This is a genomic window from Thauera butanivorans NBRC 103042 (assembly GCF_001591165.1).
Taxonomy (GTDB): Bacteria; Pseudomonadota; Gammaproteobacteria; order Burkholderiales; family Rhodocyclaceae; genus Thauera; species Thauera butanivorans.
Map to the genome: position 1 here is coordinate 74,565 of NZ_BCUG01000016.1, position 26,033 is coordinate 100,597.

Here is a 26,033-nt window from a genome sequence, read left to right on the forward strand (position 1 = left end):
CCGTCGGGGCGCGGCGGGCCTCATGGGGGAGTCACCATGGTATTGAAACTACTCGATCGCCTGGAAGAGGTGCTGGTCGCCTTATTCATCGGGGCGGCGACCGTGATCATTTTCGTGGCGGTGGTGCACCGCTACATGTCCGGGTTCGACATCCCCGGGCTGCAGGACATGCTGCTGGACATCAACCTGGGCTGGGCGCAGGAGCTGTGCATCATCATGTTCGTGTGGATGGCCAAGTTCGGCGCGGCCTACGGCGTGCGCACGGGCATCCACGTCGGCGTCGACGTGCTGATCAACCACCTGTCGGAGGCGGTGCGCCAGAAGTTCATCATCTTCGGTCTGCTGGCCGGAGCGCTGTTTACCGGCATCATCGGCACGCTGGGCGCGCACTTCGTGTGGGAGAACGGCATGGCCTACGCGGTGCTGAGCACGCTGGGCGCGGACACGGGCCACTTCTTCGAAGGCCCGGTCACGCCGGACCTGGAATGGCCGACGTGGATCGTGTATTCGGCGATCCCGCTGGGCTCCTACCTGATGTGCTTCCGCTTCCTGCAGGTCACGGCCAGCTTCTGGCGCACGGGCGAGCTGCCGCACCACGACCACGGCCACGTCGATGGCATCGACGAAGAAGGGCACGTGCCGGTCGATGTGAACCACTTCTCGATGGACGACGACCTGCACCCGCACGACCTCAAGCACAAGCGCCCGAACGAAAGCGCCGATAGCCGCGATGGCGGCCACCGTAATGACGGCCAGGGAGGCAAGCCATGACCGCCGCGATCATCTTCGTGCTGCTCACGGTCCTGATGCTCACCGGCATGCCGGTGTCGATCTCGCTGGGCCTGACGGTACTCACCTTCCTGTTCTTCTTCACCGACGTCCCGCTCGAATCGGTGGCGCTGAAACTCTTCACCGGCATCGAGAAGTTCGAGATCATGGCGATCCCGTTCTTCGTGCTGGCGGGCAACTTCCTGACCCACGGCGGGGTGGCGCGGCGCATGATCGACTTCGCCACGGCGATGGTCGGGCACCTGCGCGGCGGGCTGGGCATCAGCTCGGTGTTCGCCTGCGCGCTGTTCGCCGCGGTGTCGGGCTCGAGCCCGGCCACGGTGGTGGCGATCGGCAGCATCATGATCCCGGCGATGATGAAGGCAGGCTACCCGAAGCCGTTCGGTGCGGGCGCGGTCGCCTCGGCCGGGGGCCTCGGGGTGCTGATCCCGCCCTCGATCGTGATGGTGATGTACGCGGTGTCGACCAACAGCTCGATCGGTGCGCTGTTCATGGCCGGGGTGATCCCGGGGCTGCTGTGCGCATTCATGCTCGGCTTTACCACCTGGTGGGTGGCGCGCAAGGGCGACTTCCCGCGCGAGCCCAAGCGCAGCTTCGCTGACGTGTGGGTGGCGTTCCGGCGGGCGATCTGGGGCCTGGCGCTGATCATCGTGGTGATGGGCGGCATCTACTCGGGCATGTTCACGCCGACCGAAGCGGCGGCGATGAGCGCGATGTACGCGTTCTTTATCGCGATCTTCGTGTACAAGGACCTGAAGCTGTCGGACGTGCCGAAGGTGCTGCTCAATTCGGCGAACATGAGCGCGATGTTGCTGTACATCATCACCAACGCAGTGCTGTTCTCGTTCATCCTGACCAACGAGCAGATCCCGCAGGGGATCGCGCAGTGGATCATGGACTCGGGGATGGGGATGATCGGGTTCCTGATCGCGGTCAACATCCTGCTGCTGGTGCTGGGCAGCTTCATGGAGCCCTCGTCGGTGATCCTGATCACGGCGCCGATCCTGTTCCCGATCGCGATGACGCTGGGGATCGACCCGATCCACTTCGGCATCATGATCACGGTGAACATGGAGATCGGTCTGATCACGCCGCCGGTGGGGTTGAACCTGTACGTGGCCAGCGGCATCAGCAAGCTGGGGCTCACGGCGATGGCCAAGGCGGTGTGGCCGTGGTTGGTGACGATGCTGGTGTTCCTGATGTTGATCACCTACGTGCCCATCATCTCCACCGGGCTGCCAACCGCGCTCGGAATGATGTAGGCGACTGGCGCAGCAAGCGAGGAGCAACGAAGCCCGGCGATGAGCCGGGCTTCGCCTTTCATGCCCCGGCCGCGAGTGTTTCATCGTGCATCCTGCAACATGCAGGGACGCGTGCTCGGGGTAGAATCTCGCGCGCCCCGCCCGCTCGGAAACCTCATGGAATATCTTGCCCTGCTGGTCGACCTGCTGCTGCACGTCGACCGCCACCTTGCCGCCTTGCTGGCCGAATACGGCAACTGGATCTACGCGATCCTGTTCCTGATCGTGTTCTGCGAGACCGGCCTCGTCGTCACGCCCTTCCTGCCAGGCGATTCGCTGCTGTTCGTGGCCGGTGCGCTGGCCGCCGGCGGCGGCATGGACCCGGCGATCCTGATCGGCGTGCTGTTCGTTGCCGCGGTGCTGGGCGATTCGGTCAATTACTCGATCGGCAGGCATTTCGGCGGGCGCATCTCGCAGTGGCCGGACAGCCGCTTCTTCAACCGCCGCGCGCTGGAGTACACCCGCACTTTCTACGAGCGCCATGGCGGCAAGACGATCATCATCGCCCGCTTCATGCCGCTGATCCGCACTTTCGCCCCCTTCGTCGCCGGCATGGCACCGATGGATTACCGCCGCTTCGTCGTCTTCAACGTGCTCGGTGCTGCGCTGTGGGTCGGCCCGCTGGTGATGCTCGGCTACTGGTTCGGCAATCTGCCGGTGATCCAGAACAACCTGACGCTGGTGATCCTGGGCATCATCGCGCTGTCGCTGATGCCGTTGTTCATCGGCTGGCTGCGCCATCGCGCCGGGGCGGCGCGCGCGCGCGCCTGAGTTCGAGGCAAGGCCCCGGCCGTTCCGCGCCGGCGGCCTGGCGACTGCGGCTGATCTCCCGTGTTCAGCCTGGTCTCCGAGCCGAGGTGGAAACCTGCTAAAATTCCCTGTTTTTTTCAAACACCGCTTGGAGCTTTTCATGGCAATCGAACGCACCCTTTCCATCATCAAGCCCGACGCCGTGGCGAAGAACGTCATCGGCCAGATCTATGCCCGCTTCGAAGCCGCCGGGCTGAAGATCATCGCAGCCAGGATGGTGCACCTGTCCGAACAGGAAGCCGGCCAGTTCTACGCCGTGCACAAGGAGCGTCCGTTCTTCAAGGATCTGGTGTCCTTCATGACCTCCGGCCCGGTGATGGTCCAGTGCCTCGAAGGCGACAACGCGATTGCCAAGAACCGCGAGCTGATGGGCGCCACCGACCCGAAGAAGGCCGACAAGGGCACCATTCGCGCCGATTTCGCCGATTCGATCGACGCCAACGCGGTGCACGGCTCCGATGCGCCGGAAACCGCTGCCGTGGAAGTGGCTTTCTTCTTCCCCGGAATGAACGTTTACTCGCGCTGAACGGTCCCTTCCCACGGCCCGTCGCGCACGCCGCGGTGCTCAGGCGCCGCGCGCGGCGTGGTCGGGCCGTTTGCATTACAGGACTGAAGTTTCAGGCATGAGCATTTCCAAGCCGCCATCCCGGCCGATATCCAAGCCGGTCAATCTGCTCGATTTCGACGTCGACGGTCTCGTCGCCTGGTTCGCCGGGCTGGGCGAGAAGCCGTTCCGCGCCCGCCAGGTGATGCGCTGGATGCATCGCGAAGGCTGCGCCGACTTCGACGCGATGACCGACGTCGCCAAGGCCTTGCGCGCCAGGCTCAAGGAGTCGGCGGTGATCGCGCCGCCGGTGCCGGTGCGCGACTCGGTGTCGGCCGACGGCACGCGCAAGTGGCTGCTCGACGTCGGCAATGCCAACGCGGTCGAGACCGTGTTCATCCCTGAAACCCACCGCGGCACGCTGTGCGTGTCCTCGCAGGCCGGCTGCGCGCTCGACTGCGCTTTCTGTTCGACCGGCAAGCAGGGCTTCAACCGCAACCTGTCGGCGGCCGAGATCATCGGCCAGCTGTGGCTGGCCAACACCTTGCTCGGCGCGGCGCGGGACGAGGGGCAGGTCGGGGGGCAGGACCTCGAAGCCGGCGAGAAGGACAACGGCCGCATCATCAGCAACGTGGTGATGATGGGCATGGGCGAGCCGCTGGCCAACTTCGACAACGTCGTCACCGCCTTGCGCCTGATGCTCGACGACCATGCCTACGGCCTGTCGCGCCGCCGCGTCACGGTATCGACCTCCGGCATCGTGCCGGCGATGGACCGGCTGCGCGACGAATGCCCGGTGGCGCTGGCAGTGTCGCTGCATGCCTCCAACGATGCCTTGCGCGACCGGCTGGTGCCGATCAACCAGAAATACCCCTTGCGCGAGCTGATGGCCGCCTGCCAGCGCTATCTGGAGCGGGCGCCGCGCGACTTCGTCACTTTCGAGTACGTGATGCTCGACGGCGTCAACGACAGCGAGGCCCATGCGCGCGAACTCGTCGCGCTGGTGCGCGACACGCCGTGCAAGTTCAACCTGATTCCGTTCAATCCCTTTCCGAATTCGGGTTTCCTGCGCTCGCCGGCGGAACGCATCCGCCGCTTTGCCGCTATCCTGATCGACGCCGGCATCGTCACCACCACGCGCAAGACGCGCGGCGACGACGTGGATGCGGCCTGTGGGCAGCTTGCCGGACAGGTCCAGGACCGGACCCGGCGCACGGTGCGCCTGAAGCAGGCAACGGAGGGACGTTCATGAAGCAAAACCTTGCGCTGGCCGGTGCGCTGCTTGCAGCCATGCTCGCCGCGGGCTGCGCCACGGCGCCCGGGACGCGGGGGGCGGGCGATGCGGCGGTCAGCCGGCCGATGTCCGACACATCGCCTTCGACGCCGGCCGAAACCCGTGCCCGCGTGCATGTCGATCTCGGCATGGCCTACTTCGAGATCGGGCGCAACGACGTGGCGCTGGACGAAGCGCGCATCGCGCTCAACGACAGTCCCGGCTATGCGCCTGCCTACCATCTGCTCGGGCTGGCCTACATGATGATCGAGGAGAACGGTCTGGCGCGGCAGAATTTCGAGCTGGCGCTGCGCCATGCGCCGGGCGATCCCGAGTTCAACAACAGCTATGGCTGGTTCCTGTGCACCCAGGGCGAGGAGGTGCGCGGACTGGAGCGGCTCGCCCAGGCGGCCCGCAATCCCTATTACCGGCATGCGACGCGTCCCTACACCAATGCGGGGCTGTGCCACCTGCGGCTCGGCGACCTTGCCGCGGCCGAAACCCAGTTTCTCGCCGCCGTGCAGGCCGACCCGTCGAACAACCAGGCGCTGTACCAGCTGGCGGACATCGCCTATCGTGGCGGGCGCTACGATCAGGCCAGTGCCTTCCTGATCCGCCTGCATCGGCAAATCAATCCGACCGCGGCCTCGGTCTGGCTCGGCCTGCGCGCGGAACGCCGCCTGGGCAACCGGGATGCCGAGGCCAGCTATGCCGCGCAGCTCGAGAGCCGCTTCGGTTCGTCCGAGGAATACCAGAAGATGACGCAAGGGAAGTACGAGTGAGCAGCATTCAATCCCAAGCTTCCGCTACGCCGGAGGCCGAGTCCGCCGCGATCTCTCCCGGCGCCCGTTTGCGCCAGGCACGTGAGCAGCGCGGCGAGTCGGTGAGCGAGGCCGCGTTCGCGCTGAAGCTGAATCCGCGCCAGGTCGTGGCGCTGGAGTCGGACGACTTCGCCGCGCTGCCGGGCATGGCCTTCGTGCGCGGCTTCATGCGCAACTATGCGCGCTACCTCGGGCTCGATCCCGCGCCGCTGCTGGATGAGGTGCAGCGCCTGAGCGGTGGCGCCGCGGTCGATCTGACGCCGATCCGCAACGCCGAAGGGGAAATGCCGAACGGCAGCGGTTCGAAAGCGCGCACGGCGCCGATCGGCGGGATCGTGCTCGCACTGCTGCTGATGGTGCTGGTCGGCTGGTACTTCGACTGGTTCCAGACCGAGCCCTCGACCGCCGAGGCCACGCTCGAAGCGCCGGTGATGGGCGGTGTCCGCGTCGAGCCGGCGCCGCCGCCTGCAACGATGACACCGCAGGCCGTCATGCCGCCGGCAGCGGCCGAGCCGGCTCCTGCCGTGGCGAGCGAGGCCCCGGTGGCCGGCGTCCCGGCGACCGACTCTTCGGCCGCCGATGCAGCGCCGTCGGAGCCCGTTCCGCCAGCTGAAGGCGGTGCGGACGCGAGCGTGGCCCAGACCGATTCCGGTGCTGCCGAAGCCGGCTCGGCCGGCGCCGAGCCGGCTCCCGCGCCTTCGGCCGGCAACGGGGTACTCGCTTTCCGCTTCAACGGCGAGTCCTGGATCGAAGTGCGTGATGCCAGCGGAAGCATCGTCTATTCGGGCATCAATCGTGCCGGTGCCACGCGCAACGTCCAGGGCAGGCCGCCGTTCGCGCTCGTCGTCGGCAATGCGGCAAACGTGAGCCTCGAATTCGATGGCAAGCCGGTAGACCTGGCTGCCCACACCAAGGTTTCGGTGGCGCGCCTCACCGTCCAGTAAACGATGCCGATCAACATGATCCAAGACGATAAGTCCTTCTCATTCGCTGCCGGGCCACGTGGCCGGCATCCGACGCGCCAGGTGGCGATCGGCCGCGTGCGCGTCGGCGGCGACGCGCCGGTGGTGGTGCAGTCCATGACCAATACCGATACCGCGGATGTGCTCGGCACCGCGATGCAGGTCGCCGAACTGGCGCGGGCCGGTTCGGAACTGGTCCGGATCACGGTGAACAACGAAGCCGCGGCCAGGGCCGTGCCCCACATCCGCGACCGCCTGCTGGCGCTGAACATGGACGTGCCGCTGGTCGGCGACTTCCACTACAACGGCCACAAGTTGCTGACCGATTTCCCGGCCTGTGCCGAGGCGCTGGCCAAGTTCCGCATCAACCCCGGCAACGTCGGTGCCGGCGCCAAGCGCGATCCGCAGTTCGCCGCCATCGTCGAGCTTGCCTGCCGCTACGACAAGCCGGTGCGGATCGGCGTCAACTGGGGCAGCCTCGACCAGTCGGTGCTGGCGCGGATCATGGACGAGAACGCCCGCCGTGCCGAGCCGAGCGACGCCGGCGCGGTGATGCGCGAGGCGCTGGTGGTGTCGGCGCTCGAATCCGCTGCCAAGGCCGAGGAATACGGCCTGGCCGGCGACCGTATCATCCTGTCGGCCAAGGTCTCGAGCGTGCAGGACCTGATCGGCGTCTATCGCGATCTCGCCCGCCGCAGCGACTATGCGCTGCACCTGGGGCTGACCGAGGCTGGCATGGGCAGCAAGGGCATCGTCGCGTCGACCGCGGCGTTGTCGGTGCTGCTGCAGGAAGGCATCGGCGACACCATCCGCATCTCGCTGACGCCGGAACCCGGCGGCAGCCGCACGCAGGAAGTCGTGGTCGCGCAGGAGATCCTGCAGACCATGGGCCTGCGCGCGTTCACGCCGATGGTCACGGCCTGCCCGGGCTGCGGCCGCACCACCAGCACTTTCTTCCAGGAGCTGGCGTCCGGCATCCAGGACTACGTGCGGGCGCAGATGCCGGTGTGGCGGGAGCAGTACGATGGCGTCGAGAACATGACGCTGGCGGTGATGGGCTGCGTGGTCAATGGGCCGGGCGAGTCCAAGCATGCCAACATCGGCATTTCGCTGCCCGGCACCGGCGAATCGCCGGCCGCGCCGGTCTATATCGACGGCCAGAAGGCCGTCACGCTGCGCGGCGACAACATCGCCGCCGAATTCAAGGCCATCGTCGATGACTACGTGCTCACCCATTACGTGAAGAAGGGTGCCTGAACCTGCGGCGCCCGGCACGGCCGGGCGTCGGATAATCTCCCGAACCCAGCCAGCAACGACAACGCCTCCGGGCGACACCAACAAGACCAAGCACTCATGAGCCAGACCCTGCAAGCCGTGCGCGGGATGAACGACATCCTGCCCGACGACGCCGAAACCTGGGAATACTTCGAAGACATCGTGCGCGACTGGCTGCAAAGCTACGGCTATCGTCCGATCCGCATGCCCATCGTCGAACCCACGCCGCTGTTCAAGCGTGCCATCGGCGAAGTGACCGACATCGTCGAGAAGGAGATGTATTCCTTCGAGGACGCGCTGAACGGCGAGCACCTGACGCTGCGCCCCGAAGGCACGGCCTCCTGCGTGCGTGCGGCGATCCAGCACAATCTCGTCGCCTCGGGCGGCCCCCAGCGGCTGTACTATTACGGCCCGATGTTCCGCCACGAGCGCCCGCAGAAAGGGCGCTACCGCCAGTTCCACCAGATCGGCGTCGAGGCGCTGGGCTTCGCCGGCGCGGAAACCGATGCCGAACTGATCCTGATGTGCGCCCGGCTGTGGGAAGATCTCGGCCTCGAGGACGTCGCCCTCGAGATCAATTCGCTGGGTGCGCCGGAAGAGCGTGCCCGGCATCGTGCCGCGCTGATCGCCTACCTGGAGCAGTACCAGGACAAGCTGGACGAGGACGGCAAGCGGCGCCTTTACACCAACCCGCTGCGCATCCTCGACACCAAGAACCCGGATCTGCAGCCGATCGTCGAAGCCGCGCCCAGGCTGGCGGACTACCTCGGCGAGGAGTCGAAGGCGCATTTCGAGGCGGTGCAGATCTTCCTGAAGGATGCCGGCATTCCGTTCCGCATCAATCATCGCCTAGTGCGCGGCCTCGACTACTACAACCGCACGGTGTTCGAGTGGGTGACGACGCGGCTGGGCGCGCAGGGTACGATCTGCGCCGGCGGGCGCTACGACGGCCTGGTCGAACAGCTCGGCGGCAAGCCCCAGCCGGCGGCCGGTTTCGCCATCGGTATCGAGCGCCTGCTGCTGCTGTGGAAGGATTGCGGCGGCGAGGCCGAGCGGCCGGTGGTCGATGCCTATGTCGTGCATATGGGCGATGCCGCGGCACGGCTGGCTTTCCGCGCCGCCGAGGCCTTGCGTGCGCATGGCTTTGCCGCGATCCTGCATTGCGGCGGCGGCAGCTTCAAGTCGCAGATGAAGAAGGCCGATGCCAGCGGCGCGCCGGTGGCGCTGGTGATCGGCGAAGATGAAGCCGCCGCGGGCGAAGTGGGCCTGAAGCCGATGCGCGGCCCGGGTGCGCAGCAGCGCGTGGCGCTCGATGCGCTGCCCGAGGCGATGGCGCAGCTGCTGTATGGCGGTGATGACGAAGAAGGGGCTGAATGATGGCGGTATATGATCTCGAGGAACAGGAACAGATTTCCGAGCTGAAAGCCTGGTGGGCGCAGTACGGCAATCTGGTGGCGACGATCGCGGCGCTCGTAGCGCTGGCGTCGGTTGGCTGGCAGGGCTGGCAGTGGTACCAGAACCGCAATGCCGCCGAGGCCGGCGCGCTGTACCACGCCGTGCAGAAGGCGGCGGACGGCAATGAGGCGCAGCAGGCGCGCGACGCCGCCGGCCGCCTGATCGGCGACTACCCGGGCACGACTTACGCGCAACTGGGGGCGCTGTTGTCGGCAGGCACCCAGTTCAGGGCCGGCGAGCTGGACAATGCGCAGGCGCAGCTCGAATGGGCGGTGGACAAGGGCCAGGATCCGGCATTGCGCGATCTGGCCCGTCTGCGCCTGGCCACGGTGCTGCTGCAGAAGGGCGAATTCGACGCTGCGCTGGCCCGCCTGCAGGCGGCGCCGGTGGAGGCGTATGCCGCGCGCTTCTCCGACCTGCGCGGCGACGTGCTCGCCGCGCAAGGCAAGGCGGCGGAGGCCCGCAATGCCTATCAGGCCGCGATCGACGCGCTCGCCCGCGAAGGCGAGCAGGCCGTGACCCTGCGCGAAGTGGTGCGGGTGAAACTCGAATCCCTGGAAGGCTGACCGATGAAGCTCGCTTCCCTGCGTCTCATACCGCTCGTCGCAGCAGCCGTGCTGGCTGCCGGCTGCTCGTCCCTCAACCCCTTCGCCAGCGACAAGCCGAAGCCGGCACCGCTGGCCGAGTTCAAACCCACTGCCGAGCTGATCCAGCTGTGGCGTGCCGACATCGGTGAAGCCGGCCCCTATCTGTTCGAGCCCGCGGTGGTCGGCGACAGCGTCTATGCCGCCGGCGAGGACGGCGACGTCGCCCGTTTCGAAGGCGGTCGCGCGGTGTGGCGGGTGGATGCCGACACCCGGCTGTCCGCAGGCGTCGGCGCCAACCGCAGCCTTGCCGTGGTGGTTACCGCGAGCGGCGTCGCGATTGCCTACGATGCCGACAGCGGCAGCGAGCGCTGGCGTTCGAACATCGGCGCCGAAGTGCTGGCGCAGCCGGCGGTCGATGGCGATCTGGTCGTGCTGCGTGCCTCGGACAACCGCCTGATCGCATTGAACGCACGCGACGGCAGTCGGCGCTGGATCTACCAGCGCGCCAATCCGCCGCTGGCGCTGCGCAACTTCTCGGGTGTCGTGCTCGAAGGCAACGTCGTGCTCGCCGGCTTTCCGGGCGGCAAGCTGGTCGTGATCAACGCGGTCAACGGCGGTGCGATCACCGAGCTGTCGGTGGCGAATCCGAGGGGCTCCACCGAGCTCGAGCGCGTCGCCGACGTCGCCGGCACGCCGGTCGCGGGCCGCCGCGAAGTGTGCGCGGTGACCTACCAGGGGCGCATGGTCTGCTTCGACACCAGCAACGGCAATGCGCTGTGGGCGCGCGACTTTTCGAGCAGCGTCGGCATGGACCGCGATGCGCGCTTTGCCGTTGCCACCGACGACCGCGATGCAGTGCATGCGCTCGACGTCTATAGCGGCGCCAGCGTGTGGAAGCAGGATGCGCTGGCGCGGCGCGCGGTGTCGCGGCCGCTGATCGTCGGCGACCACATCGTCGTCGGCGACATCGAGGGCTATGTCCACGCGCTGGACCGCGACACGGGCGCCTTCTCCGCGCGCAGCCGCGCCGGCGACGGCCCCTTGTCGGCGGCGCCGCGGCCCTACGGGCGCGGCTTCATCGTGCAGGGGCGCGACGGCACGGTCGCGGCCTATGAACTGCGTTGAGGCGGGCGCCCTGAAGTGAAACCTACCATCGTTCTGGTCGGCCGGCCCAACGTCGGCAAGTCGACCCTGTTCAATCGGCTCACGCGCACGCGCGATGCCCTGGTGGCGGACCAGCCGGGCCTGACGCGCGACCGTCATTACGGCGTCGGCCGGGTCGGGGAGCGCGACTACCTGGTCGTCGATACCGCCGGCTTCGATCCTGTCGCCAAGGACGGCATCATGCACGAGATGGCCCGGCAGGCCGAGCAGGCCATCGCCGAAGCCGACGTGCTGCTGTTCCTCGTCGATGGCCGCGCCGGCCGCACGCCGCACGACGAGCAGATCGCCGCCCGCCTGCGCCGTGCCGGCCGGCCGGTGCATCTGGTGGTCAACAAGGCCGAAGGCCTGGACCGCGCGATCGTCGCCGCCGATTTCCATGCCCTCGGCCTGGGCGATCCGCTGCCGGTGTCGGCGGCGCACGGCGACGGCGTCAAGCAGCTCGTCGAGATCGTGCTGGCGCCGTTTACGCTCGAAGACGAAGCGGAGGCTGCAGAAGACAGCGGCCCCAAGGTCGCGATCGTCGGCCGTCCCAACGTCGGCAAATCGACCCTGGTCAACACCCTGCTCGGCGAGGAGCGGGTGATCGCCTTCGACCTGCCGGGCACCACGCGCGATGCCATCGCGATTCCGTTCGAGCGCGGCGGCAGGCGCTATACCCTGATCGACACCGCCGGCCTGCGCCGCCGCGGCAAGGTCTTCGAAGCGGTCGAGAAGTTCTCGGTGATCAAGACCCTGCAGGCGATCCAGGAGGCGAACGTGATCGTCCTCGTGCTCGACGCCGCGCAGGACATCTCCGACCAGGATGCGCACATCGCCGGCTTCGCACTCGACGCCGGGCGCGCGCTGGTGGTCGGCATCAACAAGTGGGATGCGGTCGACGACTACCAGCGCGACCGCCTGAAGGCGGACATCGCGCGCAAGCTGGCCTTCCTGGGCTTTGCCCGTTTCCACCAGATCTCGGCGCTCAAGTCGCAGGGCATCGGCGGCCTGCTGAAGTCGGTCGATGCCGCCTATGCGGCGGCGACCTCGAACCTGTCGACGCCGCGGTTGACGCGCACGCTGCAGCAGGCCGTGGCCCGCCAGGCGCCGCCGCGCCACGGCCTGTCGCGGCCGAAGATGCGCTATGCGCACCAGGGCGGCATGAACCCGCCGGTGATCGTGATCCACGGTACCGCGCTGGAGGCCATTCCCGCCTCCTACGTGCGCTACCTGGAACGCTGCTTCATGGAGGCTTTCAAGCTGCAGGGCACGCCCTTGCGCATCCAGTTCCGCACCACGCACAATCCGTACGCTGCACGGGACTGAGCGCGTGGACGACGAGAACCTGTTTCCACACCCGGATTTCGATGCATACTGCCATGTGGCGGTGCAGCATCAAATCCATTACATTCTTACAAACAGAAAATAAAGAGGTTCATACATGAGCAACAAAGGGCAACTTCTACAAGACCCGTTCCTGAACACGCTGCGCCGGGAACACATCCCGGTGTCGATCTACCTGGTCAACGGCATCAAGCTGCAGGGCCAGGTCGAGTCCTTCGACCAGTACGTCGTGCTGCTGAAGAACACCGTCACCCAGATGGTCTACAAGCACGCCATCTCCACCGTCGTGCCGGCCCGTCCGGTCGTCATCCAGCAGCAGGAAGAAGGCAACTGAGCATCGTAGCCATCGTTCGCAGCCGCGCGCGAGCGGCTGCCGGGAGCGCCCATGTTTGAGCGCCCCGCAGCGGGAGAGCGCGCCGTCCTCGTCCAGCTCGACCTCGGCCAGGGGCTCATCGACGAACGCCTGTCCGAACTGAAGCTGCTGGTCGGCAGCGCGGGCGCATCGATCGAGGCCGTGGTCCAGGGCCGGCGCCAGGCGCCCGATCCGAAGCTGTTCGCCGGCAGCGGCAAGGTGCAGGAGATCGGCGAAGCGCTGCGCGCGCATTCGGCCGACATCGTGATCTTCAACCACGCGCTGTCGCCCGGCCAGCAGCGCAACCTCGAGCGCGAACTGCAGTGCATGGTCATCGACCGCACGGCGCTGATCCTCGACATCTTCGCCCAGCGCGCGCGCAGCCATGAAGGCAAGCTGCAGGTCGAACTGGCCCAGCTCGAGCACCTGTCCACCCGGCTGGTGCGGGGCTGGACCCACCTCGAACGGCAGAAAGGCGGCATCGGCCTGCGCGGCCCCGGCGAGAAGCAGCTCGAAACCGACCGCCGCCTGCTCGGCCATCGGGTCAAGATGCTGAAGTCGCGCCTGGCCCAGATCGAGAAGCAGCGCAAGGTTCGCCGCCGCGCCCGGGAACGCCGGGAGGTGCTGTCTGTCTCTCTGGTCGGTTACACCAATGCGGGCAAGTCGACGCTGTTCAATGCACTGACGAAGGCGGGCGCCTATGCGGCCGACCAGCTCTTCGCCACGCTCGACACCACCTCGCGCCGGCTCTACGTCGGCGGTGCGAACGTGGTGCTGTCGGACACCGTCGGTTTCATCCGCGACCTGCCTCACGCCCTCGTCGCCGCGTTCCGCGCGACGCTCGAGGAAACGGTGCAGGCCGACCTGCTGCTGCACGTCGTCGATTCGGCAAGCGAGGATCGCGATGCGCAGATCGCTGCGGTGAATGAGGTCCTTGCCGGGATCGGCGCGGCCGACGTGCCGCAGGTGCTGATCTGGAACAAGATCGACCTCACGCATGCCGTGCCGGCGGTCGAACGGAGTGACTGTGGTAACATTCGGCGCGTTTTTTTGAGCGCCAGAACGGGCGAAGGTCTTGATCTGCTTCGCGAAGTGCTCGCGGAAGTGGCTCAGCAGGCCTTTCATGAAGATGCCGACCGGGAGTCCGGTACGGTGGAAGAGCTTCCTATTCAATCGTGATTACGGGCATTCTCATGTCACTTAACGACCCCCGCTGGGGCGGCCAGGGCGGCGACGATGATCGCGACCGCGACGATGGGCGGCGCGGCAACGACAATCGCGGCGGTAACGACAACCGTGGCGGCAATCAGGGGCCGCCCGACCTCGAGGAGGTTTGGCGCGACTTCAACCAGCGCCTGTCCGGCATGTTCGGCGGCAAGCGGCAGAACCGCGGCTCGTCGGGCGGCGGTGGCGGCGGCAGGCCGCAACTGCCCGAGTTCTCGTTCAAGCAGTTCGGCGGCGGCCTGGGTGCGCTTGTCGCGCTCGTCGCCGTGGTGTGGGCCGCGAGCGGCTTCTACACCGTCGACGCGAACCAGCGCGGCGTGGTGCTGCGGCTGGGCGAGTACGTCCAGACCACCGAGCCCGGTCTGCGCTGGCGCCTGCCGTATCCGTTCGAATCGCACGAGATCGTCGACCTGACCGGCGTGCGTACCGTCGAAGTGGGCTACCGCGGCTCAGAGCGCAACAAGGTGCTGCGCGAGTCGCTGATGCTGACCGACGACGAGAACATCATCAACATCCAGTTCGCGGTGCAGTACGTGCTGAACAGCCCGGAGAACTACATCTTCAACAACCGCTATCCGGACGAGTCGGTGGCGCAGGTGGCCGAAACCGCGATGCGCGAGATCGTCGGCAAGAGCCGCATGGACTTCGTGCTCTACGAAGGGCGCGAGGAGATCGCCGCGACCGCGCACGAACTGATGCAGCGCATCCTCGATCGCTACCAGACCGGCATCCAGATCAGCCGCGTGACGATGCAGAACGCCCAGCCGCCCGAGCAGGTGCAGGCCGCGTTCGACGATGCGGTGAAGGCCGGCCAGGACCGCGAGCGGCAGAAGAACGAAGGCGAGGCCTATGCCAACGACGTCATCCCGCGGGCACGCGGTGCCGCGTCGCGCCTGATCGAGGAAGCGAACGCCTACCGCGAGCGTGTCGTCGCCAACGCCGAAGGTGAGGCGAGCCGCTTCGACCAGGTGTTCACCGAGTACCAGCGTGCGCCCGACGTGACGCGCGAACGCCTGTACATCGAGACCATGCAGCAGGTGATGTCCAACACGTCCAAGGTGATGATCGATGCGAAGGGCAACGGCAATCTGCTGATGCTGCCGCTCGACAAGCTGATGCAGCAGGCCGGCGCCGCGTCGCGGCCGGCTGCGGGAGCCGCGCCCGCCCAGTCGGCGGCCGGATCGAGTGCATCCACGCTGGCATCGGATCCGCGCAACAGCCGCGACCTGATGCGCAGCCGTGAGCGGGGAGAACGTTGATGCGTGACAAGCTGTCTCTGATCGGCGGCATTATTCTGGTCGCCATTGTGATCGCCTCGGCGTCGCTGTTCACTGTCGACCAGCGCCAGTATGCGATCGTGTTCCAGCTGGGCGAAGTCAAGGAGGTCATCTCCGAGCCCGGCCTCAACTTCAAGCTGCCGCTGATCCAGAACGTGCGCTATTTCGACAAGCGCATCCTGACCCTGGACACGCCCGAGCCCGAGCGCTTCATCACTTCCGAGAAGATGAACGTGCTGGTGGATCACTTCGTCAAGTGGCGCATCGTCGATCCACGGCTCTACTACGAGTCGGTGGCCGGCGACGAGGCGCGTGCGCGCACCCGCCTGACGCAGACGGTCAATTCCGGCCTGCGCGAGGAATTCGGCCGCCGCACCATGCACGACGTGGTGTCCGGCGAGCGCGACCGCATCATGGACCAGATGCGCGAGCGCGCCGACCGCGACGCCCGCAGCATCGGCGTGCAGATCGTCGACGTGCGCCTGAAGCGGGTCGACCTGCCGAACGAAGTGTCGGAATCGGTGTTCCGCCGCATGGAAGCGGAGCGTACCCGGGTGGCGAACGAACTGCGCTCCCAGGGTGCCGCCGAAGCCGAGAAGATTCGCGCCGACGCCGAGCGCCAGCGCGAGGTCATCATCGCCGAGGCCTACCGGACTGCCCAGCAGCTCCAGGGTGAAGGCGATGCCAAGGCCACCGCGATCTATGCCGAGGCCTTCGGCAAGAGCCCGGATTTCTACGCCTTCTACCGCAGCCTCGAAGCCTACCGTGCCAGCTTCGCCGGCAAGGATGACGTGATGGTGGTCGATCCGAGCTCGGATTTCTTCCGCTTCATGAAGGACATCGGGGGCGCACAGCGCAATTGAGACCCTGATGGGCGCCTCCCTGTTGACCGCCTTCGCGCTGATGCTGATCATCGAGGGCATCCTTCCCTTCGTCGCGCCAGCCGCCTGGCGCGAAACTTTTTTGCGCCTCGCCAGCATGGCCGATGGCCAGATCCGCTTCGTCGGGCTGACTTCGATGCTGGGGGGTGTGTTGCTCCTTTTCGTCCTGAACTGAATGCTCATGCGCTGGGTATTGCCCGACCACATCCAGGACGCGCTGCCGTCCGAAGCCCACCAGCTCGAAACGCTGCGCCGCCGGCTGCTCGACGCCTTCCGCGTCCGCGGCTACCACCTGGTGATGCCGCCGCTGCTCGAATATCTCGACTCGCTGACCACCGGAGCGGGGCAGGACCTCAAGCTGCGCACCTTCCAGCTCGTCGACCAGTTGTCGGGGCGGACCATGGGCGTGCGCGCCGACATGACGCCGCAGGTCACCCGCATCGACGCGCACCTGTTGAACCATCGCGGCGTGTCGCGGCTGTGCTACTGCGGTAGCGTGCTGCACACCCTGCCGTCGACGCTGACGGCGACGCGCGAGCCGCTGCAGCTCGGCGCCGAGCTCTACGGTCACGCCGGCATCGAGGCCGACGTCGAGATCCTGCGCCTGCTGGCCGAAGTGATGCGCCTGGCCGAAGTACCGGCTTCGCGCATCGACATCAGCCACGTCGGCCTGTTCCATGCGCTGGCGGCCCGCGCCGGTCTGGTGCCGGGACGCGAGGAAGAGCTGTTCGATCTGCTGCAGGCCAAGGACGTGCCGGCGCTTCGGACGATGCTGGCCGATGCCGCCGAGCCGGTGCGCGCCGCCCTGCTTGCGCTGCCCGACCTCTATGGCGGGCCGGAAGTCCTCGAGCGCGCGGCGGCCTGTCTGCCGCGGGACGAAGAAATCACGGTACTGCTGGACGAGCTGCGCCAACTGGCCGGCGTGCTGGCCGACCTGCCGATCAGCTTCGACCTGTCGGACCTGCGCGGCTATCACTATCACAGCGGCATCGTCTTTGCCGCCTATGGCGCCGAGTCGCCGGCGGCGCTGGCGCTCGGCGGGCGTTACGACCGGGTCGGCGAGGCCTTCGGCCGCGCGCGGCCGGCGGTCGGCTTCAGCCTCGATCTGCGCGAACTGGTGTGGCATCTGCCGGCGCCGCTGGCGCATCCGGGCGCGGTGCTGGCGCCCTGGGTGGGCGATGATGCCGAGCTGGCTGCCGAAGTGGCGGCGCTGCGTGCGCACGGCGAGATCGTCGTCACGGCATTACCCGGGCATCAAGGAACTTGGAACGAGGCCGGTTGCGACCGGCAACTGGTCAGGCGGGACGGTCGCTGGGCGATCGTGCCGTTACAGGGAGAGTGAGAAATGGCAAAGAACGTCGTCGTCGTCGGCACCCAGTGGGGTGACGAAGGCAAGGGCAAGATCGTCGATTGGCTGACCGACCACGCCAAGGGGGTCGTCCGCTTCCAGGGCGGCCACAACGCCGGCCACACGCTGGTGATCGGCCAGACCGAATACAAGCTGAACCTCGTGCCCTCGGGCATCGTGCGTGAAGGCGTGGCCTGCTTCATCGGCAATGGCGTGGTGCTCGACGCCCATCACCTGCTGTCGGAAATCCGCACGCTGGAAGCCGGCGGCATCGAGGTCCGCGACCGCCTGCGCATCAGCCCGGGCTGCCCGCTGATCCTCGGCTATCACAGCGCGCTCGACCGCGCGCGCGAGGCCGCCAAGTCCGCCGGCGACAAGATCGGCACCACCGGCAAGGGCATCGGCCCCACCTACGAGGACAAGGTCGCCCGCCGCGCGCTGCGCATCTATGACCTGTTCGACCGCGAGCGCTTCGCCGCCAAGCTGAAGTCCAACCTGGAATATCACAACTTCGTGCTGACCCGGCATCTGGGCGCCGAAGCGGTCGATTTCCAGACGGTGTTCGACGAAGCGATGGCCGATGCCGAAGAGCTGCTGCCGATGGTGGCGGACGTCTCGGCCGAGTTGTACGCGATCAACAAGTCGGGTGGTTCGCTGCTGTTCGAAGGCGCGCAGGGCACCCTGCTCGACATCGACCACGGCACCTATCCCTTCGTCACCTCGAGCAACTGTGTCGCCGGCCAGGCCGCGGCAGGCTCGGGCGTCGGTCCCAGCCGCCTGCACTACGTGCTGGGCATCACCAAGGCTTATTGCACCCGCGTCGGCGGCGGCCCCTTCCCGACCGAGCTCGACATCGACACCAAGGGTGCGCCCGGCGAGCAGATGTCGACCAAGGGCCGCGAATTCGGCACCGTCACCGGCCGCAAGCGCCGCTGCGGCTGGCTGGATCTGGCCGCGCTGAAGCGCTCGATCATCATCAACGGCGTCACCGGCCTGTGCATCACCAAGCTCGACGTCCTCGACGGCCTGGAAGAACTGAAGCTGTGCACCGGCTACATGCTGGACGGCAAGCGCATCGACCTGCTGCCGATGGGCTCGGAAGAAGTGACGCGCTGCGAGCCGATCTACGAGACCATGAAGGGTTGGAGCGGCACCACCTTCGGTGCGCAGAGCTGGGATGCGCTGCCGCAGGAGGCGCGTGCCTACCTGCACCGCATCGAGGAGATCTGCGAAATTCCGATCGACGTGATCTCGACCGGCCCCGAGCGCGACGAAACGATTCTGCGTCGCCATCCGTTTGGTGCCTGAGCGCAAGCCGCAGGCGGCGAAGGCGCCATACGGCCGCTTTCGCCTGCCTGCCGGAAAGACGGCGCTGTCCGTATCTCCGGCCACCTTGTGTGGCCGTGGCGCGGGCGGTGCCGTTTTCTTTTGGGCAGGCACGGCTGGCGATGTAAACGAAAAAAGCCGACTGAAAGCCGGCTTTTCCCTGCAGCTGGTGCCCAGAAGAGGACTCGAACCTCCACGCCTCGCAGCGCTAGTACCTGAAACTAGTGCGTCTACCAATTCCGCCATCTGGGCAGGGAGGCGCATAATAGCAAAGGCTTCGGCATTTGCAAAGGTTTTCCCCCATTTTTCTTTTTTCCGCAAGCTGTCGCCGAAGGGCATCCGCTCGAAAGGAAAGCAGAAGAATACGCGGCAGAAAAACAAAAAAGCCGCTCCGAAGAGCGGCTTTCCTGTGAAACTGGTGCCCAGAAGAGGACTCGAACCTCCACGCCTCGCGGCGCTAGTACCTGAAACTAGTGCGTCTACCAATTCCGCCATCTGGGCAAGAAGACGCGCATTATAAGCACTCGAAGAAAACTGTCAATGACTCGCAGAACAAAAAACACCACAAGAAACACTCAAGCACGCGCGACGGCCCCGGCAGGCTCGCGCTCCCGCAACACTTCAGCCCAGGGACCGGCGACCGCCAGGCCGCAAGCGGGCGGCCATGCTGCCGCACCGACGGCCGGCCGCAGCCGTGCCGCGCGCAAGAGCGCAGCCCGGCAGAACGCTGCCCGGCAGAGCCCCATCCGCCTGGCCGATCCTTTCCATGAGCGCGAAGCGCAGAAATACGAACAGCCGCTGCCCAGCCGCGAATACGTGCTGCAGGTACTGGCCGAGCGCGGCGTACCGATGCCTTTCGACGAACTGGCGACGGCGCTCGACATCCAGGCTTTCGAGCGCGAGCACTTCGACCGCCGCCTGCGTGCGATGGAGCGCGAGGGCCAGGTCGTGCGCAATCGCCGCGACGCCTATCTGCTGCCCGACAAGGCCGAACTGATCAAGGGCCGCGTCGAAGGCCACCCCGATGGCTTCGGCTTCCTGCGCCGCGACGACGGCGGGCCGGACGTCTTCCTCGGCCCGAAGGAGATGCGCGAACTGCTGCACGGCGACCGCATCCTGGCGCGCATCGCCGGCCAGGATCGCCGCGGCCGCCCCGAAGGCCGGCTGGTCGAAGTGCTGGAGCGCGCCAACAGCCGCGTCGTCGGCCGCATCATCAACGAGCATGGCGTGATGATCGTGGTGCCCGAGAACCGCCGCCTGGCGCAGGACATCCTGATCGCACCCGGCGGGCGCAAGAAGCCGGAGCCCGGCCAGATCGTCACCGTCGAACTGGTCGAGCAGCCGACCAAGTTCGCCCAGCCGATCGGCCGCATCGTCGAAGTGCTCGGCAACTACGCCGACCCCGGCATGGAGATCGAGATCGCGCTGCGCAAGCACGACCTGCCGTTCGAGTTCTCCGCCGAAGCCAAGGCGGAGACGCGCAAGCTGCCGGCCGTCGTGCGCAAGAAGGACTGGGCGGGCCGCGAGGACCTGACCAGGCTGCCGCTGGTGACGATCGACGGCGAGACCGCCAAGGACTTCGACGACGCGGTGTATTGCGAGCGCCAGGGCAAGGGCTATCGCCTGATCGTGGCGATCGCCGACGTGTCGCACTACGTCGAGGCCGGCAACGGGCTGGACAAGGATGCCTACGATCGCGGCAACTCGGTCTATTTCCCGCGTCGGGTGATCCCGATGCTGCCGGAGAAGCTCTCCAACGGCCTGTGCTCGCTGAATCCGGAAGTCGAGCGCCTGGCGATGGTGGCGGACATGAACATCTCCGCCACCGGCGAGATCAAGACCTACCGCTTCTATCCGGCGGTGATCTGGTCGCATGCGCGCCTGACCTACACCCGGGTGGCGGCGGCGCTGTACGAGCAGGATGCCGCGGAGCGCAAGGCGCTCGGCAAGCTGCTGCCGCATCTCGAGAACCTCGACGAACTCTTCCGCGTGCTGCTGAAAGCGCGTGCCAAGCGCGGCGCGATCGACTTCGAGACCACCGAGACGCGCATGATCTTCGACGACAACGGCAAGATCGCGCAGATCGTGCCCGAGGTGCGCAACGACGCCCACCGCCTGATCGAGGAGTGCATGCTGGCGGCCAACGTCTGCGCATCGGATTTCCTCGCCAAGCACGAACATCCGACGCTGTACCGCGTGCATGACTCGCCGTCCGAGGAAAAGCTGGCCAAGCTGCGCGAGTTCCTGAAAGAGTTCGGCCTGGGCATCGGCGGCGGCGACGAGCCGCACGCCGGCGATTACGCGGCGCTGCTCGCACAGGTCAAGGATCGCCCGGACGCCCAGTTGCTGCAGACCGTGATGTTGCGCTCGCTGAAGCAGGCGATGTACAGCCCCGACAACGTCGGCCACTTCGGCCTGGCCTACGAAAGCTATACCCACTTCACGTCGCCGATCCGGCGCTACCCCGATCTGCTGGTCCACCGCGCGATCAAGGCGGTGCTGGCGGGCGCGCAGTACAAGCCGGGCGACTGGGAGCAGATCGGCCTGCACTGCTCGGCGACCGAGCGTCGTGCCGACGAGGCCACGCGCGACGTCGTCGCCTTCCTGAAGTGCTACTTCATGCAGGATCGCGTCGGCGAAACCTTCATCGGCAGCGTATCGGCGGTCGTGCCTTTCGGCCTGTTCGTCGCCCTCGACGACATCTTCATCGAAGGCCTGCTGCATGTCTCGGAGCTCGGCACCGACTACTTCCATTACGACGAGACCCGCCATGCAATGCTCGGCGAGCGCAGCGGCAAGCAGTTCCGCCTGTCCGACCGGGTCAAGGTGCAACTGGTGCGCGTCGACATGGCGACCAACAAGATCGATTTCCGTCTGATCGAAGGCCCGCTGCCCGTCGAAAAACCCCAGCCTGCTGCCGTCGTTGCACCTGCCGAGGCCGTCGTGGCGGCTCTGGTTGCCGAGCCGGCGGCAGCCGACGCTGCGGTGGACGAAGTCGCGGCACCTCCGGAGAAGGTGAGACGCACCCGCACGCGCAAGGCGAAGCCCGTGGCCGAAGCTGCGGCAGCCGGCGCTGCCGAGCCGGCCGTTGCCGAGGCATCGCAGGCAGCAGAAACCTCCGCTGTGGCTGAAGTCGCTGCTGCGCCCGAACTGAAGCCTGCTGCTGCACCGAAGCGGCGTTCCCGCACCAGTGCTTCCGCTACCCCGAAAACAGCGACGCTTCCTGCAGCCGAGGAGGGTGCCCGCCCGGCGCCGGCCAAGGCCACCCGCGCCGGCGCCAGCGTGCTCGACGACATCTGGCAGAAGGCGGTCGACCAGGAGGCCGCGGCGATCAAGTTGGCTGCCGAAGAGGCTGCGGCCACCAAGGCGCGCAAGACTGCCGCCGGCAAGGGTGGCAAGGCGGAGAAGAAGGAGAAGGCCGGCAAGAAGGACAAGGATGCTGCGGACAAGGGCAAGAAAGCCAAGACCGTGAAGGCGAAGACCAAGGCCGGCAAGGCCAAATCGACCGAGAAGGCAGAGAAGAAGGCGAAGAAGACCGGCAAGAAGGACAAGGCGGAAAAGGCCGGAAAAGCGAAATCGGCCAAGCCAGCGAAGACCGCCAAAGCCGCGGTTGCTGCCGAGCCGGTAGAATCGCGCGCCTCGAAACCGGCCGCGCGTTCTGGCGGCAAGACCTCCGCGAAGGAAAAACGCCGTGCCTAAGACGACCGCAAACACGAACACCAGCGCCGCCAGCCGGCTGATCTACGGTTTCCATGCCGTGTCCGCCAAGCTGCGGCATGCGCCGGACTCGGTGCTGGAAGTCCATCTGTCGGCCGACCGCAAGGACGCGCGGGTGAAGAAGTTCGTCGCCCAGGCCGAGGCGTCCGGCGTCCGCATGCTGTATTGCGAAGGCGACAAGCTCGATGCCATGGTCGGCACCCGCCGGCACCAGGGCGTGGTGGCGAAGGTCGATGCGACGCGGCGCGACATCAAGCTCGCCGACGTGCTCGACAGCCTGGAGGAGAACGCGCTGATCCTGGTGCTGGACGGCGTGCAGGACCCGCACAACCTCGGCGCCTGCCTGCGCGTCGCCGATGCGGCCGGCGCGCACGCGGTGGTCGCGCCCAGGGACCGCGCCGTCGGCCTCAACGCCACCGCGGTCAAGGTCGCCAGCGGTGCGGCCGACACCGTGCCCTACATCACCGTCACCAATCTGGCGCGCGCGCTGCGCGAGATGCAGGAGGCCGGCGTGTGGGTGGTCGGTGCCGCCGGCGAGGCGGAGAAGTCGCTGTACGACATCGACCAGAAAGGACCCGTGGCCTGGGTGCTGGGCGCCGAGGGCGACGGCTTGCGCCGCCTGACGCGCGAGACCTGCGACGAACTGGCGCGCATTCCGATGCACGGCAGCGTCGACAGCCTGAACGTGTCGGTGGCGAGCGGCATCTGTCTGTTCGAGGCGCGCCGCCAGCGCGGATGAGCGGTGGCGGCCGCGGGAGTCTGCGCTGCGGGAAGGTGGAACGGGCTGCGCGGAGCCGAGGGCGAAACTCATCACCCCCGGCGTGTGCCGCCGTCGATGGGTTTCGCCACCTTCCACATCCGGCTCGCCGAGCGGTGGCGGCGTACCTTGCCGGCCGCAGCTTGCCAGCCGCAGCGCGATTCAATACGCTTCACGTCTTTCGAGCTTCGGGGTGCCCGCGCCTGCGCGGGAGAATCGGGAAAGCGGTGCAAATCCGCTGCGTGCCCAGCGCCGTGAAGGGGACTGTCCGGGCAAGGTTTGCCCAGCCACTGGCCTGCAAGGGCCGGGAAGGCGCCCGGACGGGATGATCCTCAGCCGGAAGACCGGCCCCGAAGCGTCCAAGCAGCCGTCTGGTCGGCGGCTGCCCACTGCTTCACGCCAAGGGGACGACTCCGTGAGCAGCCATGCACAAACCATCCAGACCGATCCATCCTTCAGCGTCGCCGAGCGCGCCGCCGTTTACCGCGCGATCCATACCCGGCGCGACGTGCGCGGGCAGTTCCTGCCCGATCCCATTGCCGACGAGGTACTGGCGCGCGTCCTGACCGCCGCCCACCACGCGCCCTCGGTCGGCTTCATGCAGCCCTGGGACTTCGTCATCGTGCGTTCGCGCGAGGTGCGCGAGCGGATCCACCGCGATTTCCTCGCCGCCCATGCCGAAGCCGAACAGATGTTCGAGACCGGCAAGCGGGGCACGTATCGCAAGCTGAAGCTCGAGGGCATCCTGGAAGCGCCGCTCAACCTCTGCATCACCTGCGATCGCAGCCGCAACGGCCCGGTGGTGGTCGGCCGCACCCACATGCCGGAGATGGACATCTACAGCGCGGTCTGCGCGGTGCAGAACCTGTGGCTGGCGGCGCGTGCCGAAGGGCTGGGCGTGGGCTGGGTCAGCATCCTGCACCCGCAGGCGCTGCGCGAGACGCTCGGCATTCCGGACGGGATCGTGCCGATCGCCTATCTCTGCATCGGCCATGTCAGCCATTTCCATGAGCGCCCGGAACTGGAATCGGCCGGCTGGCTCAAGCGCATGCCGCTGACCGAGCTGCTGCATTTCGATCGCTGGCAGGGCGAGGCGGACGAAGCGGGCGAGCGTTTCGCCGACGCCGTATCGCGCGCCATGCCGGCATAACCGGGCCACCATTCCGCTTCTTCGGCCTTCGCGCAGCCGCCGCCCGGCGCGGCGCGCACAGGCTTGCACGGCAATTGCTTGTCGTTGTCGCCACGGCCATTCCGGCTGTGGCGACGGCAACGAGGATTGCGGAGAGAGGATGAAGACGGCGCTCGCATTTCTGCTCGCAGCGCGCCGCTGCGAAATCGATGACCTCGAACGGCTCGCGCTCAGCTGCGAACTGGTGCAGGCGGTGAGCGGACTCGTCCACCAGCTCCAGCGGGAACGCGGCGCTTCCAACGTCTTTCTCGGCTCGGAAGGCGCCCGTTTCGGTCCCCAGCGCGAAGCGCAACTGCTTGCCAGCCGGGCCGCGGAGGCCGGGGTCCGGGGCTGGCTCGAGCGCCCGGAGCCGGGCGGCGAGAAGTCGGGCGGCGCGGTGCATGGCGGTGCGCGCCTGCTGACGCGCATCGCGCTTGCACTGCATGCGCTGGATGCCTTGCCCGGGCTGCGCGGCGACATCGCCGCCCGGCGCTGCCGGCCCGACGCGTCGACCGCGCGCTACGGCGAGATCATCGCGGCCTTGCTCGCGCTGGTGTTCGAGGCCGCCGACGTGGCGGTCGATCCCGGGGTTTCGCGGCTGCTGGTGGCGTTGTTCAACCTGATGCAGGGCAAGGAGTTCGCCGGCCAGGAGCGTGCCCTGGGCGCGGCGCTGTTCGCCGCGGGGCATCCGGCGCCCGATCGCGTGCAGGCCATCCTGCATCTGATCGATGCGCAGGCGCAGTGCTTCCGGCGCTTCGAAGGTTTCTGCGGCGACGAGGTGCTGCGCCAGTGGCGGGCGCTGCAGTCCGTCATGCCGCTGGCCGAACTCGAGCGCCTGCGCCGGATGCTGCTGGCGTCGACGCTGGGTTCGGCGCTCGATCCCGCGCTGGCCGAGGCCTGGTTCGACTGCTGCTCGCAGCGCCTCGACCAGATGCACGAAGCCGAGGTGGCGCTCGCCCGCGGCCTGGGCGAATCCTGCGCGCGGCGGATCGCCTCGGCGCGGATCGAGGCGCAGGACCAGGCGGCTTTGCTCGAAGCCTTGTCCGCAGCGCCGGAGGTCCGGGCGCCGCTCGACATGCTGATCGGTACCGAGGTGACCGGGGAGGGGGCGCCGGCAGAACCTCTGGCTCGCGCCCGGGACGATGAGCCTTTCGGCCCGCAACTGCGGCGTTCGATCGTCGATCTGCTCCATGCCCAGTCGCAGCGCCTGCAGGCGATGAGCGACGAACTCGACGCGGCGCGTGCGGCGCTGGACGAGCGCAAGCTGATCGAGCGTGCGAAAGGCCTGCTGATGTCCTGCCGCGGCCTTTCCGAGGACGAGGCCTACCGCCTGCTGCGCCAGACCGCGATGAGCCAGGGGCGGCGCCTGGCCGAGGTCGCCGCGGCGACGCTGGCGCTGGCCCCGGTGCTGGGCAGGCACTAGGCGGGACGGCGCACCAGGGATGTGCAGGCAACTGTCGATGCTGCACTGCAGCAGTGCATCCGGCCTCGCCGCGTCGCCATGCAGCCAGCTGGCAAACCGATGAAATGCAAGGGAAACGAATCGATCCTGAAAACTGGCACGCTTGCTGCATAGGCTAGGGCAAGACTGGGCCAACGGCGGCCCTGCATTCGATCTTCCGACTCGAACACAGGACAACGGCGTCCATTCCCCTTCGCGCTGCGCGAAGCGGGGGATG

General features: G+C 67.2%; 23 protein-coding genes, 2 tRNA genes and 1 riboswitch. Of the genes, 23 read left to right on the top strand and 2 right to left on the bottom strand.

Going from position 1 to position 26,033, the window contains the following annotated elements; all coding sequences use genetic code 11:
* Positions 1-36 precede the first annotated feature (36 nt).
* The 19 genes from TBU01S_RS07670 (at position 37) to TBU01S_RS07760 (ending at position 18,694) form a co-directional block, all read left to right on the top strand.
* On the top strand, positions 37-771 hold the full coding sequence (locus TBU01S_RS07670) for a TRAP transporter small permease (RefSeq protein ID WP_068636050.1): 735 nt from the start codon (positions 37-39) through the stop codon (positions 769-771).
* Positions 768-2,051, top strand: coding sequence for a TRAP transporter large permease (locus TBU01S_RS07675; RefSeq protein WP_068636051.1), 1,284 nt, complete (start codon positions 768-770; stop codon positions 2,049-2,051). Before TBU01S_RS07670 ends, TBU01S_RS07675 begins: the two co-directional genes overlap by 4 nt.
* Positions 2,052-2,207: 156 nt before the next feature.
* Entirely contained in the window at positions 2,208-2,861 is a 654-nt protein-coding gene (locus tag TBU01S_RS07680; protein WP_068636052.1) for a DedA family protein, read from the top strand.
* A 139-nt stretch (positions 2,862-3,000) separates the two neighbouring features.
* Complete coding sequence (gene ndk, locus TBU01S_RS07685; RefSeq protein ID WP_068636053.1) at positions 3,001-3,426, top strand: nucleoside-diphosphate kinase; 426 nt, start codon at positions 3,001-3,003, stop codon at positions 3,424-3,426.
* Positions 3,427-3,523: 97 nt separating this feature from the next.
* Positions 3,524-4,696 (top strand): dual-specificity RNA methyltransferase RlmN, encoded by a 1,173-nt coding sequence (rlmN, locus tag TBU01S_RS07690; RefSeq protein WP_068636054.1) that lies wholly within the window; start codon positions 3,524-3,526, stop codon positions 4,694-4,696.
* On the top strand, positions 4,693-5,499 hold the full coding sequence (gene pilW / locus TBU01S_RS07695; RefSeq protein WP_068636055.1) for a type IV pilus biogenesis/stability protein PilW: 807 nt from the start codon (positions 4,693-4,695) through the stop codon (positions 5,497-5,499). The genes rlmN and pilW overlap by 4 nt, the downstream gene beginning before the upstream one ends.
* Positions 5,496-6,482: a RodZ domain-containing protein gene (locus TBU01S_RS07700; RefSeq protein ID WP_068636056.1), complete on the top strand. Its 987-nt coding sequence runs from the start codon at positions 5,496-5,498 to the stop codon at positions 6,480-6,482. The genes pilW and TBU01S_RS07700 overlap by 4 nt, the downstream gene beginning before the upstream one ends.
* Positions 6,483-6,497: 15 nt before the next feature.
* Positions 6,498-7,757 (top strand): flavodoxin-dependent (E)-4-hydroxy-3-methylbut-2-enyl-diphosphate synthase, encoded by a 1,260-nt coding sequence (gene ispG, locus TBU01S_RS07705; RefSeq protein WP_068636098.1) that lies wholly within the window; start codon positions 6,498-6,500, stop codon positions 7,755-7,757.
* Between the two features lie 96 nt (positions 7,758-7,853).
* Complete coding sequence (gene hisS / locus TBU01S_RS07710; protein ID WP_068636057.1) at positions 7,854-9,152, top strand: histidine--tRNA ligase; 1,299 nt, start codon at positions 7,854-7,856, stop codon at positions 9,150-9,152.
* Positions 9,152-9,796, top strand: a complete 645-nt coding sequence (locus tag TBU01S_RS07715) for a YfgM family protein (protein ID WP_174524518.1) — start codon at positions 9,152-9,154, stop codon at positions 9,794-9,796. Before hisS ends, TBU01S_RS07715 begins: the two co-directional genes overlap by 1 nt.
* Before the next feature lie 3 nt (positions 9,797-9,799).
* Entirely contained in the window at positions 9,800-10,942 is a 1,143-nt protein-coding gene (bamB, locus tag TBU01S_RS07720; RefSeq protein WP_068636059.1) for an outer membrane protein assembly factor BamB, read from the top strand.
* A 15-nt stretch (positions 10,943-10,957) separates the two neighbouring features.
* Positions 10,958-12,286: a ribosome biogenesis GTPase Der gene (gene der / locus TBU01S_RS07725; protein WP_068636060.1), complete on the top strand. Its 1,329-nt coding sequence runs from the start codon at positions 10,958-10,960 to the stop codon at positions 12,284-12,286.
* 115 nt (positions 12,287-12,401) lie between these two features.
* Complete coding sequence (hfq, locus tag TBU01S_RS07730) at positions 12,402-12,638, top strand: RNA chaperone Hfq (RefSeq protein ID WP_004342183.1); 237 nt, start codon at positions 12,402-12,404, stop codon at positions 12,636-12,638.
* Between the two features lie 51 nt (positions 12,639-12,689).
* Positions 12,690-13,835 (top strand): ribosome rescue GTPase HflX, encoded by a 1,146-nt coding sequence (hflX, locus tag TBU01S_RS07735; protein WP_068636061.1) that lies wholly within the window; start codon positions 12,690-12,692, stop codon positions 13,833-13,835.
* A gap of 14 nt (positions 13,836-13,849) precedes the next feature.
* Entirely contained in the window at positions 13,850-15,139 is a 1,290-nt protein-coding gene (hflK, locus tag TBU01S_RS07740) for an FtsH protease activity modulator HflK (protein ID WP_068636062.1), read from the top strand.
* Positions 15,139-16,020 (top strand): protease modulator HflC, encoded by an 882-nt coding sequence (gene hflC, locus TBU01S_RS07745; RefSeq protein ID WP_068636063.1) that lies wholly within the window; start codon positions 15,139-15,141, stop codon positions 16,018-16,020. Before hflK ends, hflC begins: the two co-directional genes overlap by 1 nt.
* Positions 16,021-16,027: 7 nt before the next feature.
* Positions 16,028-16,213 carry a DUF2065 domain-containing protein gene (locus tag TBU01S_RS07750; protein WP_068636064.1) on the top strand — a complete coding sequence of 62 codons (186 nt, stop codon included), beginning with the start codon at positions 16,028-16,030 and terminating at the stop codon, positions 16,211-16,213.
* 6 nt (positions 16,214-16,219) lie between these two features.
* Complete coding sequence (locus TBU01S_RS07755; protein ID WP_068636099.1) at positions 16,220-17,380, top strand: ATP phosphoribosyltransferase regulatory subunit; 1,161 nt, start codon at positions 16,220-16,222, stop codon at positions 17,378-17,380.
* Between the two features lie 3 nt (positions 17,381-17,383).
* On the top strand, positions 17,384-18,694 hold the full coding sequence (locus tag TBU01S_RS07760) for an adenylosuccinate synthase (RefSeq protein WP_068636065.1): 1,311 nt from the start codon (positions 17,384-17,386) through the stop codon (positions 18,692-18,694).
* A 185-nt stretch (positions 18,695-18,879) separates the two neighbouring features.
* Here the strand turns inward: TBU01S_RS07760 and TBU01S_RS07765 are convergent.
* Both TBU01S_RS07765 and TBU01S_RS07770 read right to left on the bottom strand, forming a co-directional pair.
* Positions 18,880-18,964, bottom strand: a tRNA-Leu gene (locus TBU01S_RS07765).
* 164 nt (positions 18,965-19,128) lie between these two features.
* Positions 19,129-19,213 (bottom strand) — tRNA-Leu (locus TBU01S_RS07770).
* Positions 19,214-19,252: 39 nt separating this feature from the next.
* On the opposite strand from TBU01S_RS07770, the gene rnr reads away from it, so the two are divergent.
* From rnr to TBU01S_RS07790, 4 genes are all read left to right on the top strand, one after another.
* On the top strand, positions 19,253-22,411 hold the full coding sequence (gene rnr / locus TBU01S_RS07775) for a ribonuclease R (protein ID WP_083953512.1): 3,159 nt from the start codon (positions 19,253-19,255) through the stop codon (positions 22,409-22,411).
* Positions 22,404-23,168: a 23S rRNA (guanosine(2251)-2'-O)-methyltransferase RlmB gene (gene rlmB / locus TBU01S_RS07780; protein ID WP_068636066.1), complete on the top strand. Its 765-nt coding sequence runs from the start codon at positions 22,404-22,406 to the stop codon at positions 23,166-23,168. The genes rnr and rlmB overlap by 8 nt, the downstream gene beginning before the upstream one ends.
* Positions 23,169-23,360: 192 nt before the next feature.
* Positions 23,361-23,553, top strand: a riboswitch (cobalamin riboswitch).
* Positions 23,554-23,601: 48 nt separating this feature from the next.
* Positions 23,602-24,336 (top strand): 5,6-dimethylbenzimidazole synthase, encoded by a 735-nt coding sequence (gene bluB, locus TBU01S_RS07785; RefSeq protein ID WP_068636067.1) that lies wholly within the window; start codon positions 23,602-23,604, stop codon positions 24,334-24,336.
* Positions 24,337-24,475: 139 nt separating this feature from the next.
* Positions 24,476-25,777 carry a nitrate regulatory protein gene (locus tag TBU01S_RS07790; RefSeq protein WP_068636068.1) on the top strand — a complete coding sequence of 434 codons (1,302 nt, stop codon included), beginning with the start codon at positions 24,476-24,478 and terminating at the stop codon, positions 25,775-25,777.
* The last annotated feature ends 256 nt before the right edge of the window (positions 25,778-26,033 follow it).